This window comes from Roseovarius nubinhibens ISM (assembly GCF_000152625.1).
In the GTDB taxonomy this organism is placed as follows: Bacteria; Pseudomonadota; Alphaproteobacteria; order Rhodobacterales; family Rhodobacteraceae; genus Roseovarius; species Roseovarius nubinhibens.
In genome coordinates this window covers 2,273,925-2,290,613 of the sequence record NZ_CH724156.1, presented here as the reverse complement: position 1 = coordinate 2,290,613, position 16,689 = coordinate 2,273,925, and the positions used below count along the sequence as shown (strand labels likewise).

Here is a 16,689-nt window from a genome sequence, read left to right as displayed (position 1 = left end):
CCTCTTTTTTCCACAGCGCTGCTTGAATACAGCCACAATCCCGGTCTATTTCGCGCCGAAACCGGGCTGACCCCCGACTGGCAGGCAATTGAAAGTGACCCAATGACGATTTCGAGCAATCTCACCCCCGTACCCGAGCTCTATGTATCCTATGACAGCGCGCAGAAACTTAAGGTTGAGGCCGCTGACCTCGTCAGCTGGGACCTCACGCCGCGCCAGATCTGCGATCTCGAACTGCTGATGAACGGCGGGTTCAACCCGCTCAAAGGCTTCCTGAGCCAAGAAGATTACGACGGCGTGGTCGAAAACATGCGCCTCGCCGATGGCACGCTCTGGCCGATGCCGATCACCCTCGACGTGTCGGAAGAGTTTGCCGCCAAGCTCGAAGACGGTCAGGACATCGCCCTGCGCGACCAAGAAGGCGTGATCCTCGCCACCATGACCATCACCGACAATTGGACGCCCAACAAGGCGCGCGAGGCCGAGCGCGTCTTTGGCGCCGATGACGATGCGCATCCGGCGGTGAACTATCTGCACAACACGGCGGGCAAGGTCTATCTCGGCGGCCCGGTGACCGGCATTCAGCCGCCGGTGCATTACGATTTCCGCGCTCGCCGCGACACCCCGAACGAGCTGCGCGCCTATTTCCGCAAGCTGGGCTGGCGCAAGGTCGTGGCCTTCCAGACCCGCAACCCGCTGCACCGCGCGCATCAGGAACTGACCTTCCGCGCCGCAAAAGAGGCACAGGCCAACCTGCTCATCCATCCGGTCGTCGGCATGACCAAACCGGGCGATGTCGATCACTTCACCCGCGTGCGCTGCTATGAGGCGGTGCTCGACAAATATCCGGGCTCGACCACCACGATGAGCCTTCTGAACCTCGCCATGCGCATGGCCGGCCCGCGTGAGGCGGTTTGGCATGGGCTCATCCGCCGCAACCATGGCTGCACCCATTTCATCGTCGGCCGCGACCACGCCGGCCCCGGCAAGAACAGCCAGGGCGAGGATTTCTACGGCCCCTATGACGCGCAGGACCTCTTCCGCGAACATGAGGCCGAGATCGGCATCGAAATGGTCGATTTCAAACATATGGTCTATGTGCAGGAACGCGCCCAGTACGAGCCGATGGACGAAATCACCGACAAGGACGACGTGACCGTTCTCAACATCTCCGGCACCGAGCTGCGCCGCCGTCTGGCCGAAGGGCTCGAGATCCCGGAATGGTTCTCCTTTCCGGAAGTGGTCCGCGAGCTGCGCCGCACCCGTCCGCCGCGCAGCCAGCAGGGCTTTACCGTGTTCTTCACCGGGTTCTCCGGCTCGGGCAAATCGACGATCGCCAACGCGCTCATGGTCAAGCTGATGGAGATGGGCGGGCGTCCCGTGACGCTGCTCGATGGCGATATCGTGCGCAAGAACCTCAGCTCCGAGCTGGGCTTTTCGAAAGAGCACCGCGATCTCAACATCCGCCGTATCGGCTATGTGGCCTCCGAGATCACCAAGAACGGCGGTATCGCGATCTGTGCGCCCATCGCGCCCTATGCGACCACCCGCCGCGCGGTGCGTGAGGATGTCGAACAGTTCGGCGCCTTCGTCGAGGTCCATGTCGCCACCTCGCTCGAAGAATGCGAACGCCGCGACCGCAAGGGGCTCTACAAGCTGGCGCGCGAAGGCAAGATCAAGGAATTCACCGGGATTTCCGACCCTTACGATGTGCCCGAAAACCCCGAGCTGCGCGTCGAGACCGAGAATGTCGATGTCGACAACTGCGCGCATCAGGTCATCCTGAAGCTCGAACAGATGGGCCTTATCGCGGGCTGATTCAGCGCAACACACAAGACACAAAAGGCGGGCCATGGCCCGCCTTTTCGCGTTCTAACCGGTCACGGGATTAGCTGTCGCGCAGCAGCTCTGCCGCACGGCGCAGATCCTCGCCCCAATGCGCAGCCCGTGCTTCGGCGGCATCGAGCGCGGGGCGTCGCGCAGCATAATCCTCCTCGGACATGGCAGCCATCGCCGCCATGATCTCTTCGGCGCTCTCGCAGAGGATCATGCCATCGGTGTTGATGAATTCCGCGATATTGGGACAGCCCCAATAGATCGGCACGGTCTTGCACAGGATCGCGTCGACGAGTTTTTCGGTGAAATAGTTCTTTTCGCGCACATTCTCGATCACGACGGAATAGCGATAGGGCGCCAGCCCCTCGGATTTCTCGCCGAAGGGCGCATAGCCGCCGCCCATCACGTCCAGATCCAGCCCCGCCGCCTGCGCCTGCTCGACAATCTCATGGCGCAGCCGATGCCCGGTCTGCGACCGCTTGGCCGAGGCGATCAGCGAACACATCTTGGTCTTGGTCGTGTCGAGCGAAGACCAGCCCGGCACCCATGTGCTGCCAAAGGGATAGAAGAGGCCATTGGAGACCTTGTTCAGCAGCTCCTCATGCGGGGTCAGCACCCGGTGGAACCGCCGATGCGTAAAGCGCAGCCAACGCATGTGATTGCCATGGATCACGCTCGGCTCGACCACCATGATCGACACTTTGGCGCGCGTGCCAAAGCCCGGGCGAAGATGCAGCGTCTTGCGGGGATAGACGAGAAGATGATCCTCGGGCCGCAGATCGGCCAAGGTCTGCCCCTCGATCCCCTCAGGCACGCCCAGCGGCCAGATCAGATCGGTCAGCAGAATGCGCCCCGGCCGATAGCCGAGCTTGCGGGCGTTGGGCAGGACGGCAATACGGGGAACATCACGGGACATGGCACGCTCGACTGACTGTTGGCTTGAGAGCTGCCATACTTGCAATTGGGCGTTGCCTCAATGCTTGGCCGTGCGAAGGCCCGGATGCGGGCTCAGCGCACGGCAATTGGCGCATTAGTGAACCGTTACCGGCTCAAGATCGTTCTGCCGGGCCAGAACAAAGGCAAGCCCACGGTCGCGCACCAGCGCAAGACGTTCACCCGCCGCGCTATGGACCGCATAGATGCGCTTGGCCCCGTCGAGCTGTACACGGATTTCCTCGGGCAGTTCGGCCACGTCAACAGAGCGGACATAGGCAATCGGACGGTCCCCTTCGGTCCCGAAATCAAACGGCGTGTTCATGACGTGCTCCTTTTGTTGATCTTGATCGTTTGCACCACGGTCTCGGGCTCGGCACGGGTCAGATCCACATGCAACAGCCCGTTTTCGATCAGCGCGGCGCCCACTTCGACGCCATCTGCCAGAACGAAAGACCGCTGAAACTGTCGCGCAGCGATGCCACGGTGCAAAAACACCCGGTCTTCGCTGTCATCGCGTTGGCGGCCACGGATGACCAATTGCCGATCCTCGACGGTGACCGCCAGGTCATCCTCGCCAAAGCCCGCAACGGCCAGGGTGATACGATAAGAATTGCCGCTGGTTTGTTCGATATTGAACGGCGGATAGCCTTCATTTCCGGATTTCGCGCTGCGTTCCAGCAGCCGCTCCAGTTGTTCGAACCCCAGCATATAGGGATGTGTCCCCAGGGTAAGCTTTGTCATTGCCACGTCCTTGAATTAAGCGACCGGTCCAGTGCAGGGCCCCGTTTACGGCGGCCACGGTCCGAATATGGGCATCCTGCACGCGCCCTGCAAGTGCTTTGAGATCGCGACGCTTTCGCCTATTCTCTGGGTTCCGCTTCCAAAGGAATCACCCGGTTGATGTCTGCATTCGGCGATCTTTCGATGAAATCCGACGACGTGCTGCGTGTTGAGCTCGAAGAGTTTCGCCGCCAGCACCGCGATCTGGACGAGGCCATCACGGCCCTTGCCGAAAAAGGCGCGCGCGATCCGCTGACGCTCAAGCGGCTCAAGCAGCAAAAACTGCGCCTCAAGGATCGCATTTCCTGGATCGAAGACCGGCTGACCCCCGACATCATCGCCTGACCCGGCCCACCGCCGCAAAAGCGTGAAAAATCCTTAAATCCCGCGCTGGAACTCTTCCCAATCGCCGCTATAGTGCGCGCTCCAATTCCAAAGAGGCGGATCATGGCCGAAATCAACGTGGGCATCATCATGGGCAGTCAATCGGACTGGCCGACCATGAAAAAGGCAGCCGAAGTTCTCGACGAACTGGGCGTGGCCTATGAAACCAAGATCGTCTCGGCGCATCGCACGCCCGACCGGCTTTGGGACTATGGCCGCGAGGCCGCAGGCCGTGGGCTCAAGGTGATCATCGCGGGCGCTGGCGGTGCCGCGCATCTGCCGGGCATGATGGCCTCGAAAACCCGCGTGCCTGTCGTCGGCGTGCCGGTGCAGACCCGCGCCCTGTCGGGGGTCGACAGCCTCTATTCCATCGTGCAGATGCCCAAAGGCTATCCCGTGGCCACCATGGCCATTGGCGAGGCGGGCGCCGCCAACGCGGGCCTCATGGCCGCGGGCATTCTCGCCACGTCCGACGCGGCGCTGGCCGAACGGCTCGACGCCTGGCGCGCGGCGCTCTCGGCCTCGATCCCCGAGGAGCCCAAGGATGACTGACGCCCCTCTGCCCACTGGTGCGACCATCGGCATTCTCGGCGGTGGTCAGCTTGGCCGGATGCTCTCGGTCGCGGCCTCGCGGCTCGGCTTTCGCACGGTGATCTTCGAGCCGGGCGCCGATTGCCCCGCCTCGCATGTGGCGGACCGCCACATTCAGGCCGCCTATTCCGACGAGGATGCGCTGCGCGACTTTGGCCAATCGGTCGATGTCATCACCTATGAGTTCGAGAACATCCCGACATCGGCGCTTGACCTGCTCGAGGATCTGGCCCCCGTGCGCCCCGGCCGCGAAGCCCTGCGGGTGAGCCAGGACCGGATGACCGAGAAGGAATTTCTCTCAGGCCTCGGCCTCACCACCGCGCCGTTCGCTGCCGTGGATGATGCCGCGAGCCTTGCCCGCGCGCTCGACCAGATCGGCACGCCCTCGATCCTCAAGACCCGCCGTTTCGGCTATGACGGCAAGGGCCAGGCCCGGCTGCGCAGCCCAGAGGATGCCGAAACCGCGCTTGCCGATATGGCCGGTGCGCCCTCGGTGCTCGAAGGGTTCGTCGAATTCAGCCATGAGGTCTCGGTCATCGCGGCGCGGGGCACCGATGGCTCGGTCGCCTGTTTCGACCCCGGCGAGAATGTCCACAAGGACGGCATTCTCAGCACCACCACCCTGCCCGCGCGGCTCAGCACCGCGCAGCGCACCGATGCGGTGCTGCTCGCCGGTCGCATCCTCAACGCGCTCGACTATGTCGGCGTGATGGGGGTCGAGCTTTTCGTGACGGCCAAGGGCCTCGTGGTGAACGAGATTGCGCCCCGGGTGCATAACTCGGGCCATTGGACGCAGCAGGGCTGTAGCGTCGACCAGTTCGAACAGCATATTCGCGCCGTGGCGGGCTGGCCCTTGGGCGACGGCGGGCGCTATGCGGATGTGGTGATGGAGAACCTCATCGGCGAGGACATGGACCGCGTGCCCGATCTGGCCCGCGATCCTGCCGTTTCGCTGCATCTCTATGGCAAGGCCGAGGTCAAGCCGGGCCGCAAGATGGGCCATGCCAACCGGGTGATCGGCCCCGCCTCGCGCGGCTAGGCCTCAGGCCGCGAGCGGGCGGCGCACCAGACGAGCCACCGCCGCCTCGGCCCAGCGTGCCGAGGCCGCGCCAAAGCAATCGTGGATGGAATCGACCGCCACCACATTGCCCAAGGCCAGCCGCCCAAGCAGGCTCAGCCCGCCGCGCGGGCGGCCATCCTCGCCGATCAGCCGCCCATCAGGCGCAATCTTGGCACCCAGCCCTTCAGCCAGACGGGTCATATGCCCCCGCTTGCACAGCGCCAGCACCAGAGCGTCGCGGCAATGATCAAGCGTCGGCGCAGGCAGGACCGCATCGACCATCACCGAGGCGCTGCTGCTGTCGTCGCCCGGCAGCAACTGCCAGCCCTCCGACGTCAGCACCACATCCGGGTCGTCCGCGGCATGGAGATCCACCAGCCCGACCTCGATCAGCATGAGCATTTCATGCGCGGCACAGACCGGCGGACCATAGGAAAACCGCTTGAGCCCTTCGTCGAACTTTTCCAGCGCCCGCGCGGTTTCCACATCTGACTGACCGGGATTAAAGCCGCGCCGCAGGGCATCCTGCCACTTGCGCCAGACCTGCCCGATGACATAGCCCGGCGACGGCGGGCGGGTGCCCATGGCCATCTCGATCCCATGACGAAGCGCCGCGATCGGCGGGTTGCACTCCTGCGCTCCGGGATGCTCGCGCTCCGTCTCGAGCCAGGCCTCGACCGTCCCCGGCCCACAGTCGACCCCGTCCTCCGCCAAGATGCGATAGGTCGGCGCCAGAAGGCTCTGCGCGATCTGCGCCACCGCCGCCTTCGGGCCAAGCCGCAGCGCCGTCGCCAACTCACGCGCAAAGGCGCGGGTTTCGGCCTCGGTGGGCTCATATCTGCGGTCGAGCTGCGCATTGGCCGGTTTCGGTACCGGCGCATGCCCGTTGAGCGAAAAGGGCAGGATCCGCGCCGGCTCGTTTCCTGACGGGTGATACCGCCCTTCGGCAAAATGCCCGCCCTGCCCGAGCGTCAAGAGCCGCAGCACATCCAGCGTCGAGAGGCCCAGCCCCCGGATCGCCACCGTCCGCCCGCGCCAGCTCTGCGCCGCCGCCATGAGACGGTTCGCGGGATAGGCGGGCAGCATCTCGGCGCCGCTGTCTTGCGCCGCGCCTTGGCGCAGATGCTCTTGCCAGCGGGCAATCTGGGGGTCCGGCTCGGTGTCGGGCTGGCCTTGGGTCAAGAGAACCTCATCATAAGGCCCATAGGCCCCCTCCTGCCCCCAAAGATACCAGGCCCCCGCCGTGCCGCGAATGTCGCGCACATATTGCCGCTGATGGGTGATCTGCAGATGCGGCACCGAGTTCGCGAGATACGTGTACCAACGCGCGAGATAGGCCCCGAGAAAGGCGCGCGGCGGGTAGGTTTCGCCGTCCTCCCCATCCTCGATCCAGTCGATAAGCCGCCCGGGGCCGATGCCCTCGCCTGCGGGGTCACCAAGATCAATCGACCGGAGCGGGATGTTGAGAAGACAGAGATCGCTTTGATCCGGATCGAAATTCGGCCCCGGACCGGGGATTTGTCCCGGCTCAAAGACATCGACCTCAATGATCCGATCCACCTCAGCCGCGCGCTCTGCCAGCGCGTTGAGCGCCCCAAGGCCGCGCGGCCCCATCCCGATGATGGCGACACGCCCCGCCTTGCTCTGATCCAACATGATTGCCACCGCTCCGCGTTTGTTCCTGTGACAGGGCAACGCGCGAGCGGGGCAAAGCGTTCCGAAGCTTTACGCGGGCATTGATTCCATCAGTTCGCGCCAGCGGTGGCAGGCCACTTCATGGCCGTCTCCGGGCTGTTCCAGCGCCGGCTCTTCCTTGCGGCAGCGGTCGATAACATGCGGACAACGCGTGTGAAATTTGCATCCTGTCGGCTGATTGGTGGGCGACGGGATCTCGCCTTCGAGCTTCTGGGCGCGGTCGTTGCTGTCGGGGTCGAGGGAGGGGATGGCGGAAAAGAGGGCGCGGGTATAGGGGTGGCGGGGCGCGGCGAAGATCTTGCGGGTGGGCGCGGTCTCGACGAGCCGACCGAGATACATCACCGCCACATGGTCACAGGTGTGGGCCACGACGCTCAAATCATGGCTGATGAACATGAAGGTGATCCCAAGGTCGCGCTGCAACTCCTTCAAAAGATTGAGAACATCCGCCTGAATGGACACATCGAGCGCCGCGACGCTTTCATCGGCGACGATGAATTTCGGCCCGGAGACCAGCGCGCGGGCGATGGAAATCCGCTGTCTCTGGCCGCCGGAAAAGGCGTGGGGGAAGCGGCGCAGATGCTCGAGATTGAGCCGACATTTCGCCGCGATCTCGCGAACTCGGGCATCGGTATCGCGTCGGTTTTGCGTCAGTTTCATGACTTCCAAAGGTTCGGCGATAATGTCGCGTACCGTCATGCGCGGGCTGAGCGCGGCATAGGGGTCCTGAAAGATGAGCTGGGCCCGTTTGCGGTAATCCTTGAGCTCGGCCCCGTCGAGCGTGGTGAGATCGTAATCGACCTCGTCATCGGTGTAGGAGGCTTCGCCGCCGGTGATCGGCACCGCCTTGAGCAGCGCCCGGCCGAGCGTCGTCTTGCCCGAGCCGCTTTCGCCGACGATGCCAAAGAACGCGCCTTTCTCGATATCGAGATCGACCTTGTCCACCGCCTTGAGGATCGACTTGCCGAAGAGCCCGCCGCCGATGCGAAAGCCGACCGACAGGTTGCGTGCGCGGATCAGAGGATCAGTCATGCCCGTCTCCCGAATAGATGTGGCAGGCGACCCGGTGATCGGGGGCGGCCATGCGGTTGCGCGGCTCCTGCAGGCGGCATTCATCGCCGAGGTATTTCGGGCAGCGCGTGTGAAAGACACAGCCCGAGGGCCGGTCGAGCGGCGAGGGAATATCCCCCGGCACCGGGGTCAGCGGCGCGTCGAGATTGTCGAGCTTGGGCAGCGCCGCGAGGAGACCTTGGGTATAGGGGTGTTTGGCGTCGCGGATCACCGGCCGCACCGGGCCTTCCTCGATGAGCCGCCCGAGATACATGACCGAGACCTTGTCGGCGGTCTGGGCCACGACGCCGAGGTCATGGGTGATAAAGATGATGCCCATGTGAAACTCGTCCACGAGATCCTTCATCAGGTCGATCACCTGCGCCTGAATGGTCACGTCGAGGGCTGTGGTCGGCTCATCCGCGATCAAGAGCTTGGGCCGGGTCGACAGCGCCATGGCGATCATCGCCCGCTGCCGCATCCCGCCCGAGAGCTCAAAGGCGTATTGATTGAACCGCCGCGCCGCGTCCGAGATGCCGACCCGGTCGAGCATCTCGACCGAGACCTCCTTGGCGCGGGATTTGCTCATGCCCGCGTGAAGCTGGAGCTGTTCAACCATCTGCTTGCCGATGGTGATCGCCGGGGCAAAGCTCGCCATCGGTTCTTGAAAGATCATCGAGATCGCGCCGCCGCGCACCACTTTCATATCGGCGGGACGGGTCAGCGACAGCACGTCAATCGGCCCCTCGTCGGTGTGCAGGGTGATCCGGCTCTTGGGTCCATAGACCGCGTTGCGCGCATTGAGATGCATGAGCGATTTGGCGGTGACGGATTTGCCCGAGCCGCTTTCGCCGACCAGCCCCATGACCTCGCCACGGTTGAGCGAAAAGCTCACATCATCCACCGCGGTCACGAGCCCTTCGTCGGTCTTGAATTGCAGGGTCAGGTTTTCAACGTCGATCAGGGCCGTCATTTATGCGCATCCGAATAGGGGTCTGCCGCGTCGCGCAGCCCGTCGCCGACAAAGACGAAGGCCATGACGAGGGCGATGAAGAAGAGCACCGGGATGAAATACCATTGGTAGTTCAAGAGCACGTCGGCGCTGGTGGCTTTTTGCAGCATCACGCCGAGCGAGCTCACCGGGTCCTTGAGGCCGAGGCCGATAAAGCTCAGCGCGGTTTCGCTCAGCACCATGTAGGGGAAGGAGATCACCAGATCGACGATGATATAGCTGGTGAAGCTCGGCAGCAGATGCCGCCGGATGACATGGCCCGGCCCGGCGCCACAGAGCTGGGCGGCCAACACATATTCCTGATTGCGCTCGGTGAGCAGATGGGTCCGCACCCGTCGCGCCAGCGTCGGCCAGCCGATGAGCCCGAGGATCATTGATATGTAGAAGAACCTCGCCTCGGCGGTCATCTCGGGTGGCATAAAGGCCGCCACCGCCATGAAGAGCGGGATGGCGGGCACCGTGCGCACCGCGTCGGTGATCATCTGGATCACCCCGTCGATCCAGCCGCCGTAATAGCCCGAGACCCCGCCGATGATCAGCGCCAGCACAAAGGCGATCACCACGCCGATCGTGCCCACTTTCATCGAGGTCCAGATGGCATGGAGCGTGCGGCTAAAGATGTCCTGCCCGTCCTCGTCGGTGCCAAAGATATGGATCTTGCCGCCTTCGACACCGAAAAGATGCGTGTCCATCTTGATCAGGCCAAAGAGCTTGTACCGGTCGCCATCGACGAAGAATTTCACGTAGAGCCGCTCATCCTCGTTGACCTTGGTCACCCAGCGGAAATTGGTGGCCATCGACCGTTCGCGTTCGACCCCATGGATAAAGGGCCGCGCTGAACAGCCGTTCTTGTCGCAGAACATCGGGATCTGCGGCGCGCCGTTGGTATAGTCCTTGTCGCGCCCGGCGATGGTCGGATCATAGGGCGAGAGAAACGGCGCAAAGAGGCCTGAGAGGATCAAAAAGACCAGCACACAGGCGGCGATCATCGCGGCGCGTTGCTTGCGGAACCGGGCCCAGATGAGCTGTCCCTGCGAGGCGGTGAAATAGGCCTCTTTGGCGCGGCGCTCGACGGCATCCTCGGTCTCGACGATGGCCACATGGGGGCCGGTCGTCTGTGCGAGGTTGGGATCGGTCGGGTTCGAGGGGGTGTCACTCATGGCCGGTCTACCTCAGAATGCTTTTGCGGACGCGCGGATCGATCACCGCCAGCAGGATGTCGGTGAAGAAATTCAGCGTCACGATGGAGGCGGTCAGCAGAAAGATGATCGCGCCTGCGAGCTGTTGGTCGTTGGAGCGCGCCAGCGCCTCGATCAGAAGCGCGCCCGCCTCGGTCAGGGTCAGGATCAGCGCCACGATGGGCAGTTCGTTGAAGATCCGGTTGAGGTCAAAGCCGAGGCTGTTGACGATCGGGCCGAGCGCGTGCCGCGCCGGGTAGCGCCACAAGAGCTTGCGCCCATGGACGCCCCGGGCGGCGGCGGCGGTGACATAGAGCTTGCCGATCTCGTCGGACATCAGCGCCCGCACCGTTTGCAGCGCAAAGGCGGTGGCCGACCAGCCAAGGATGAAAATCGGCAGCCAGGCGTGTTTCATCAGATCGACGAACTTGTCCCAATCCCAAGGCGCGTCGCGGTATTCCTTGCTAAAGAGCCCGGTGAGCGTTTCGCCAAACCAGACGGTCGAGACCAGCATGATCATCAGCGCCAGCAGGAAGTTCGGCATCGCGAGGCCGAGATAGCTAAACAGGCGCAAGCCGTTGTTGAGCCAGGGATTGTTCGTGGCGGCGGAGATGATGCCCACCGGGATCGCGATGGCATAGGCCAGCGCCAGCGAGGCGAGGCAGATGGTCAGCGAGAGCATGAACTTGTCACCCAGGAGTTGGGCGATATTGACCCGCAGGATGCAGCTGTCGCCAAATTCGCCCTGAAAGGCGTTGATGATCCAGCTGCCCCAGCGCGCCAGGAACGGCTGATCCAGTCCGAGCCGCTGGCGCTCGATCTCGATATCCTCGACCGAAATGCCAGAGCCTTGGGTGTTCTTGAACGCGAGATAGCGTTCGGCGCAATCGCCGGGCACCAGCTCCATCAGCGAGAACACAACCAGTGACACGATGATCAGCGTGATCAAGGCCATGACGGCGCGTGTCAGCACGAAACGGCTGAAATTCAGCATCACTTTTCCCTGTTATCTGCCTAGGCCGGTCGATGCCGGTTCGGTCGTTTTCTTGGGGTGGCGCGGGCGGGGGTGGCCGCCCGGCGCCGATTGCTCAGAGGCGGCCGATCACTCGGTCAGCCACCATTGTGTCGCCCGGTAGGGGTAGGTCCGATAGTATTCATAGCTGTGGGTCTTGAACTCGGTGAAGTTCTGCAACCGCTTGCTCTGATAGATCGGGGCCGGGGCGTTGACGGTGCCGATGAAATAGAGGTTCTCGGTCATCGTCTGCACCAGTCGCGCGCCCAGTTCGGCGAACTCGGGGCTTTCCTGATCGGCGGATTGGAAGGCGTTGATATCCGCGATGAGCTGTTTCACCGGCTCCGGCGGTTCCACCCCGGCGGCACCGTCGCTATCGACCCATTCGGCCCAGAGCATCCCGCTGCGGTTGCCGAAATAGTTCTCGAACGGCGGCACCCAGAGCTCGTTATTGCCGAGCACGATGGCGAGCGGCTGACCCTTGCGCCACATGGCGACGTCGAGCTTGTTGGCGGATTGCGCCGAGCGGTATTCGTCGGGCGTGACCTCTTTCACCGTCGACTGGATACCGACATCGGCCCAGAATTGCGCCACCAGTTCAACCGTCTGACCAGCGATGCCTTGGGTCGAATAGTTGAGGTTGAGCACCAGCTTGTCGCCATTGGGCAATTCGCGGAAGCCGTCGCCATCGGTGTCTTTCATGCCGATCTCGTCAAGCCGCGCCTTGGCCCCGTCGGGATCGAACTCGGCCATATAGCTTTCCCATTTCGGGTCGGCAAATTCCGGCAGCGGCGAGAAGCCGACATATTGCTTGGGCGTGCCCTGCCCGAAAAAGCCCGTCTCGTTGAGCTCTTCCCGGTTGATCGCCAGCGACATCGCTTCGCGGAATTTCAGATCGCCAAAGACCTTGCGTTTTTCCGGGTCTTCATGGGTCACGTTAAAGCCAAAGGCCCCCATGGTGATCTCGGGACGCAGATAGATGTTATAGCCGCCCTTTTCCTGATTTTCCAAAAGGATAGGCGCCGAGGCGAGCTGCAGAGATTGCGATTTGTAATCGACCTCGTTGTTGACCAGCTTGAGGATACGCACCTCGTTGTCGTTGATATAGACCTCATCCTGTTCGCCGATATACGGGAGCTGCTGGCCCGTCGGATCGACCTGGAAGAAATAGGGGTTCGCCACGAGATGCCGACCCTCGGTGGTGTCGGTCACATAGATATGGCTTTCCAGCGTCGGATAGGTCGCCTTGGGCAGACCCTCGACGAGGTCCGGCTTGGACAGCATCGGCGTCGGCGTGTCGGTCCAGTCGGAATTGCCCCAATAGGCCTTGATCGCGTCATAGCCGTTTTCAAAGCCAAGACCCTGCGCATAGCTGTCGGCATCGGCGTTGATGTCCGGGTGGAACTGACCGAGGAAATGCTTGGGCTGGAAGCCTTGGGCGAAATGGGTGGCGAAATGCGCCAAGAGCCCGGGCTTGGGCGCCGGGAGGTTAAAGACGACGGTGGTCTCGTCGGGCGTGTCCACGGTCATCGTCTCGCCGCCGACAGTCACGTAATCCTTTGGCTTTTCAAAGATATTCGTGTCCAGCATCAGATTGTCATGCCAGAATTTCACATCCGCCGAGGTAAAGGGCGCGCCATCCGACCATTTGTGGCCTGCACGCAGCTTGAAGGTCAGCTTGGTGAAATCCTCGTTCCATTCCCAGGATTTCGCGACATTGGGCACGATGGTCTGAAGATCGTCGCTATAGCGCACGAGGTTCACATGGCGCACCGACAGAAAGTCGGAGGTGCCCGCCTCGGTCGCGTTCGACAGCACATCGAGCGTGCCGCCATATTGGCCGATGCTGTCATAGGGCACCACGACGAGCGGCTCCGCCGGCAGGCGGTCTGCGAGCGCGGGCAGCGCCTCATTGCCCTTGATGCGGCCGTTCAGGGCCTCGATATCGGGATGCGCCGTAAAGGCCATCTCGCAGCCGGCGGCCTCCTGAAAGGCGCTCAGTTCATATTGCTGTGGGAAGGCGCCGCTTGCGATGCCTTGCATATCCGCCACGGTGATCCCCGGGCATTCGGCCAAGGCCGCGGCGGGCAATGCCACCATCGCCACACCAGTGAGTAAGATCCGTTTCATAACCTCTCCTGTTCCATTTGATCGGCGTGGGGTCTCGTTGCCCCTTGACCGGTTGACCGGGGCCTGTCCTCTGACCCGCCCCGAAAGTTAAACCACTCCGCGCGGCGCATCAGGGATGCCCGCCGAGCCATCTGCTAGATCCAGCCTGTTCCGTTACGTCCCCAAAACACCCCGTCCCGGCGGTGGCCCGGATCACGCCATGCGACATGGCCGACCCGCCCGTTCCCCCGGACACACGCACAGGCCCACGCACTCGGGCCCGTCGATTTCTGCAAGGGGAATGCAAAGGTTTCGTGACACGCTCCATTCCCCATCTCCCTTATGACACTTGCGCAAGGGGCAGCGGTGTCGCCCCTGCCCCGCCGGTGCCGCGCGTCCCGCGCTTGAGCCCCTCGGCGGTGATCATGCTGCGCCGGAACGGCCCGCCGCCATGGCGCATCCGATGGTCGAGCAGCTGGCGCGTCATCTCGAACATCCTGTCGCGCGCCGCCGCGTCCGCCGAAACCTCAGCCTCGTGATCCCCGTCCCGCGCCAACAACAAAGGCGGCAGCCCGCCGTTGAAATGCACCAGCACATGATCGCGCGTGCGCAAGACCGACAGGTTGGCCTCCTCCGCCGCCAGCCCCAGATCGCGCTGCCAGCGCGTCGGCACCAGCGGATCGCCATAGCTCAGCTCGGAAAAGCTGTGGTTGCGCCAGCCCGCCGGGCTCTGCCCCTCGAGAAAGGGGCGCAGGCTCTGGCCATCCATCGTGTCGGGGATGTCCTTCCCGATGAGATCAAGGATCGTCGGCGCCAGATCGACGGATTCGGTGATCGCCTCGACGCGGCGGCCGAACTGGGCGCGATGGGCCGGGCTGCGGATGATCAGCGGCACATGAAAGGCCGCGTTGCGATAGCTCATCTTGCCCCATTGGTGATGATCGCCGAGCATTTCCCCATGATCCGCCGTCACCACGATCAGCGTCTCGTCATATTGGCCGCTGTCCTTGAGAAAGGCGATGAGCCGCCCGATATGGTCATCGACCTCGGCCGCGAGCCCGAGATAGATCGCGCGCAGCATGGCGAGGTTCTCGTCGCTCTCCTCGAGATCAGGGAAACCCTCGACATTGGCGGCCAGAGGCCGCTGATCCATGGCCGGACCATTATAGGGATGCGCCGCCCGCTCCGCCGCAGCCGGGCGGGGACGTATCGGCGCGGGCAGGCTGTCGCGATCGATCAGCGTGTTATAGGGCGCGGGCGCCACAAGCGGCGGGTGCGGCCGGATATAGGTGACATGGGCAAACCAGCCCTGCGGCCGGCCGCGCAGATCCTCGATCACCCGGTCGGTGAGAAAGGCGGTGTCGCTATGCTCGGCCCGGTAAAAGGCGGGCGCATCGGGGCGCGGCCCGTCAGAGCGAAAGATCGCAGGATAGTCCGGCACGTCATAGCCCTGCGCCTTGAGAAACCCACGCCAGGGCCAGCTTTCCTCGAGGCGCATTTCCAGCGCCTCGTCAAAGCCCGGCAGCACCTGTTCATAGCTGTGCATCCTGGGATCGGCGGGATCATGGGCACGCGGGTCGACCGCCGCATCGGTATAGCCATAGAGCCGGGGCGCATAGCCCGCGCGCCGCGCCTCGGTCGCGAGATTGGGCACATCCTGTGCCAGCGGCGTGCCATTGCGGGTCACCCCATGGTTCATCGCATATTGCCCGGTCAGGATCGACACGCGCGACGGGCCGCAGGGGTTGGTCACCGAATGATGATGGGCAAAGCTCACCGCGTCGGATTGCAGCGCCTGCAAGTTGCGCATCCGGGCGGAATTGGCCAAGGCACCGGCCACGCAATCCGCGCGCAGCTGATCTATGACGACGAACAGAATGTTCTGCTTGCTGGCCACGCCGGCCCCCTCTGGCAACATTCGTAAACCAGCAAAACCGCAAAGCAGATTCGGATCAAGAAGTTTGCGGTGTTTTGTGTGAATTTGTGCGGAAATATATTCAGGTACCCCCCGGGCCTGCCACCTCATCGCGCAATCTTGCGGAAAATATACGCAATTTAACCTTGCGTTAACGATAACCTGCGTCTGATCGACGGCCCTCTCATGGCGGACCACAGAGCAGTGAGGCACAGGCCACCGCATGACTTCGCATGTTTTTCCACTTATAGACATATTTTCACGCAATCACGCACAGAGCCCATGGACTTATGCGCGAAAATACTATGTATTTAAGGCTAAGGAGCGGGACATGAGCAAACCCACAGACACACACACAACCCATCGCGAGGTCGAGCTTCTCGACACGTTGCGCAGTCTTGGCGGCTCGGCCCGGACCGCGGCGCTCGCCGAGGCGTTGAGCGTGTCGGAGGAAACCGTGCGCCGCACCGTCAAGGCGCTGGCCAAGACCGGCATCGTCCACCGGGTGCATGGCGGGGTCTATCTCGCCAATACCGATGCCACCTCGCCGGTGATCTCCCGGCTCGAGAAACACGCCACGGAAAAGACGCTCATCGCCAGCACGGCGGCGGGGCTCATCCCCAATGGCGCCTGTGTCTTTCTCGATGTCGGCTCGACCACCGCCTTTGTCGCCGAGGCGCTGCGCAACCATTCCGATCTCACCGTGGTGACCAACGGGCTGCACCCGGCGCAATCGCTGATGCGGCGCAATGGCAATACGGTCTGGCTCGCCGGGGGCGAGCTGCGCGAGGTCGAGGCCGGCACCTTTGGCAACACCGCGCTCGATTTCGTCGGGCGGTTCAACATCGACATGGCGGTGCTCAGCATCGACGGCATCGACCCGGCCTCGGGATTCCTGCTGGCCGGGGCCGCCGAGGCCGAGCTCGCCCGCGCCGTGGTGAGCCGGGCCAAGCGCAGCCTCGTCGTCGCCGACCACAGTAAATTCGGCCAGACCGCGCCCATCGTCGCCTGCCCGCCCGACGCCATCGACATGCTGGTCACCGATGTGCCGCTCGCGCCGCTCTATCGCAAATGCATGGCCGATTGGGACATCGAAACCGTCGTCGCCCGCAAGCCGCGCAAGGGATAGGG

Annotated in this window: 15 protein-coding genes; 5 read left to right on the top strand and 10 right to left on the bottom strand. The window is 63.2% G+C overall.

The genetic code is table 11. The features are described from left to right. Window positions 1-102: 102 nt before the first annotated feature. Complete coding sequence (locus ISM_RS10915; RefSeq protein ID WP_009814222.1) at window positions 103-1,818, top strand: bifunctional sulfate adenylyltransferase/adenylylsulfate kinase; 1,716 nt, start codon at window positions 103-105, stop codon at window positions 1,816-1,818. Between the two features lie 70 nt (window positions 1,819-1,888). On the opposite strand, the gene ISM_RS10910 is transcribed toward ISM_RS10915, so the two are convergent. The 3 genes from ISM_RS10910 to ISM_RS10900 form a co-directional block, all read right to left on the bottom strand. Beyond that, window positions 1,889-2,752 (bottom strand): glycosyltransferase family 10 domain-containing protein, encoded by an 864-nt coding sequence (locus ISM_RS10910; RefSeq protein WP_009814221.1) that lies wholly within the window; start codon window positions 2,750-2,752, stop codon window positions 1,889-1,891. 114 nt (window positions 2,753-2,866) lie between these two features. After that, window positions 2,867-3,094, bottom strand: coding sequence for a DUF1150 family protein (locus ISM_RS10905; protein WP_009814220.1), 228 nt, complete (start codon window positions 3,092-3,094; stop codon window positions 2,867-2,869). Continuing rightward, window positions 3,091-3,513 carry an Hsp20 family protein gene (locus ISM_RS10900; RefSeq protein ID WP_040618027.1) on the bottom strand — a complete coding sequence of 141 codons (423 nt, stop codon included), beginning with the start codon at window positions 3,511-3,513 and terminating at the stop codon, window positions 3,091-3,093. The genes ISM_RS10905 and ISM_RS10900 overlap by 4 nt, the downstream gene beginning before the upstream one ends. Before the next feature lie 159 nt (window positions 3,514-3,672). On the opposite strand from ISM_RS10900, the gene ISM_RS10895 reads away from it, so the two are divergent. The 3 genes from ISM_RS10895 to ISM_RS10885 all read left to right on the top strand — a co-directional run bounded on the left by ISM_RS10895 (window position 3,673) and on the right by ISM_RS10885 (window position 5,566). Then, on the top strand, window positions 3,673-3,897 hold the full coding sequence (locus ISM_RS10895) for a YdcH family protein (RefSeq protein ID WP_009814218.1): 225 nt from the start codon (window positions 3,673-3,675) through the stop codon (window positions 3,895-3,897). Between the two features lie 102 nt (window positions 3,898-3,999). Then, window positions 4,000-4,488 (top strand): 5-(carboxyamino)imidazole ribonucleotide mutase, encoded by a 489-nt coding sequence (gene purE / locus ISM_RS10890; RefSeq protein WP_009814217.1) that lies wholly within the window; start codon window positions 4,000-4,002, stop codon window positions 4,486-4,488. After that, a complete protein-coding gene (locus tag ISM_RS10885; RefSeq protein ID WP_040618026.1) occupies window positions 4,481-5,566 on the top strand; it encodes a 5-(carboxyamino)imidazole ribonucleotide synthase in 1,086 nt (361 codons plus the stop codon). Before purE ends, ISM_RS10885 begins: the two co-directional genes overlap by 8 nt. Before the next feature lie 3 nt (window positions 5,567-5,569). On the opposite strand, the gene ISM_RS10880 is transcribed toward ISM_RS10885, so the two are convergent. The 7 genes from ISM_RS10880 to ISM_RS10850 all read right to left on the bottom strand — a co-directional run bounded on the left by ISM_RS10880 (window position 5,570) and on the right by ISM_RS10850 (window position 15,540). After that, window positions 5,570-7,243 (bottom strand): FAD/NAD(P)-binding protein, encoded by a 1,674-nt coding sequence (locus ISM_RS10880; protein ID WP_040618025.1) that lies wholly within the window; start codon window positions 7,241-7,243, stop codon window positions 5,570-5,572. A gap of 69 nt (window positions 7,244-7,312) precedes the next feature. Further along, window positions 7,313-8,314: an ABC transporter ATP-binding protein gene (locus tag ISM_RS10875; RefSeq protein ID WP_009814214.1), complete on the bottom strand. Its 1,002-nt coding sequence runs from the start codon at window positions 8,312-8,314 to the stop codon at window positions 7,313-7,315. Further along, window positions 8,307-9,305, bottom strand: coding sequence for an ABC transporter ATP-binding protein (locus ISM_RS10870; RefSeq protein ID WP_009814213.1), 999 nt, complete (start codon window positions 9,303-9,305; stop codon window positions 8,307-8,309). The genes ISM_RS10875 and ISM_RS10870 overlap by 8 nt, the downstream gene beginning before the upstream one ends. Continuing rightward, window positions 9,302-10,504, bottom strand: coding sequence for an ABC transporter permease (locus ISM_RS10865; RefSeq protein WP_009814212.1), 1,203 nt, complete (start codon window positions 10,502-10,504; stop codon window positions 9,302-9,304). Before ISM_RS10865 ends, ISM_RS10870 begins: the two co-directional genes overlap by 4 nt. A gap of 7 nt (window positions 10,505-10,511) precedes the next feature. Continuing rightward, window positions 10,512-11,516, bottom strand: a complete 1,005-nt coding sequence (locus ISM_RS10860; RefSeq protein WP_009814211.1) for an ABC transporter permease — start codon at window positions 11,514-11,516, stop codon at window positions 10,512-10,514. Window positions 11,517-11,624: 108 nt separating this feature from the next. After that, window positions 11,625-13,664 carry an ABC transporter substrate-binding protein gene (locus ISM_RS10855; protein ID WP_040618024.1) on the bottom strand — a complete coding sequence of 680 codons (2,040 nt, stop codon included), beginning with the start codon at window positions 13,662-13,664 and terminating at the stop codon, window positions 11,625-11,627. Window positions 13,665-13,983: 319 nt separating this feature from the next. Next, the gene (locus tag ISM_RS10850; protein ID WP_156783369.1) at window positions 13,984-15,540 is read right to left on the bottom strand and encodes a sulfatase-like hydrolase/transferase; all 1,557 of its coding nucleotides are present in this window, start codon (window positions 15,538-15,540) and stop codon (window positions 13,984-13,986) included. A 349-nt stretch (window positions 15,541-15,889) separates the two neighbouring features. Here ISM_RS10850 and ISM_RS10845 point away from each other — a divergent pair, with 349 nt between their 5' ends. Next, window positions 15,890-16,687 carry a DeoR/GlpR family DNA-binding transcription regulator gene (locus ISM_RS10845; RefSeq protein WP_009814208.1) on the top strand — a complete coding sequence of 266 codons (798 nt, stop codon included), beginning with the start codon at window positions 15,890-15,892 and terminating at the stop codon, window positions 16,685-16,687. Window positions 16,688-16,689 lie beyond the last annotated feature (2 nt).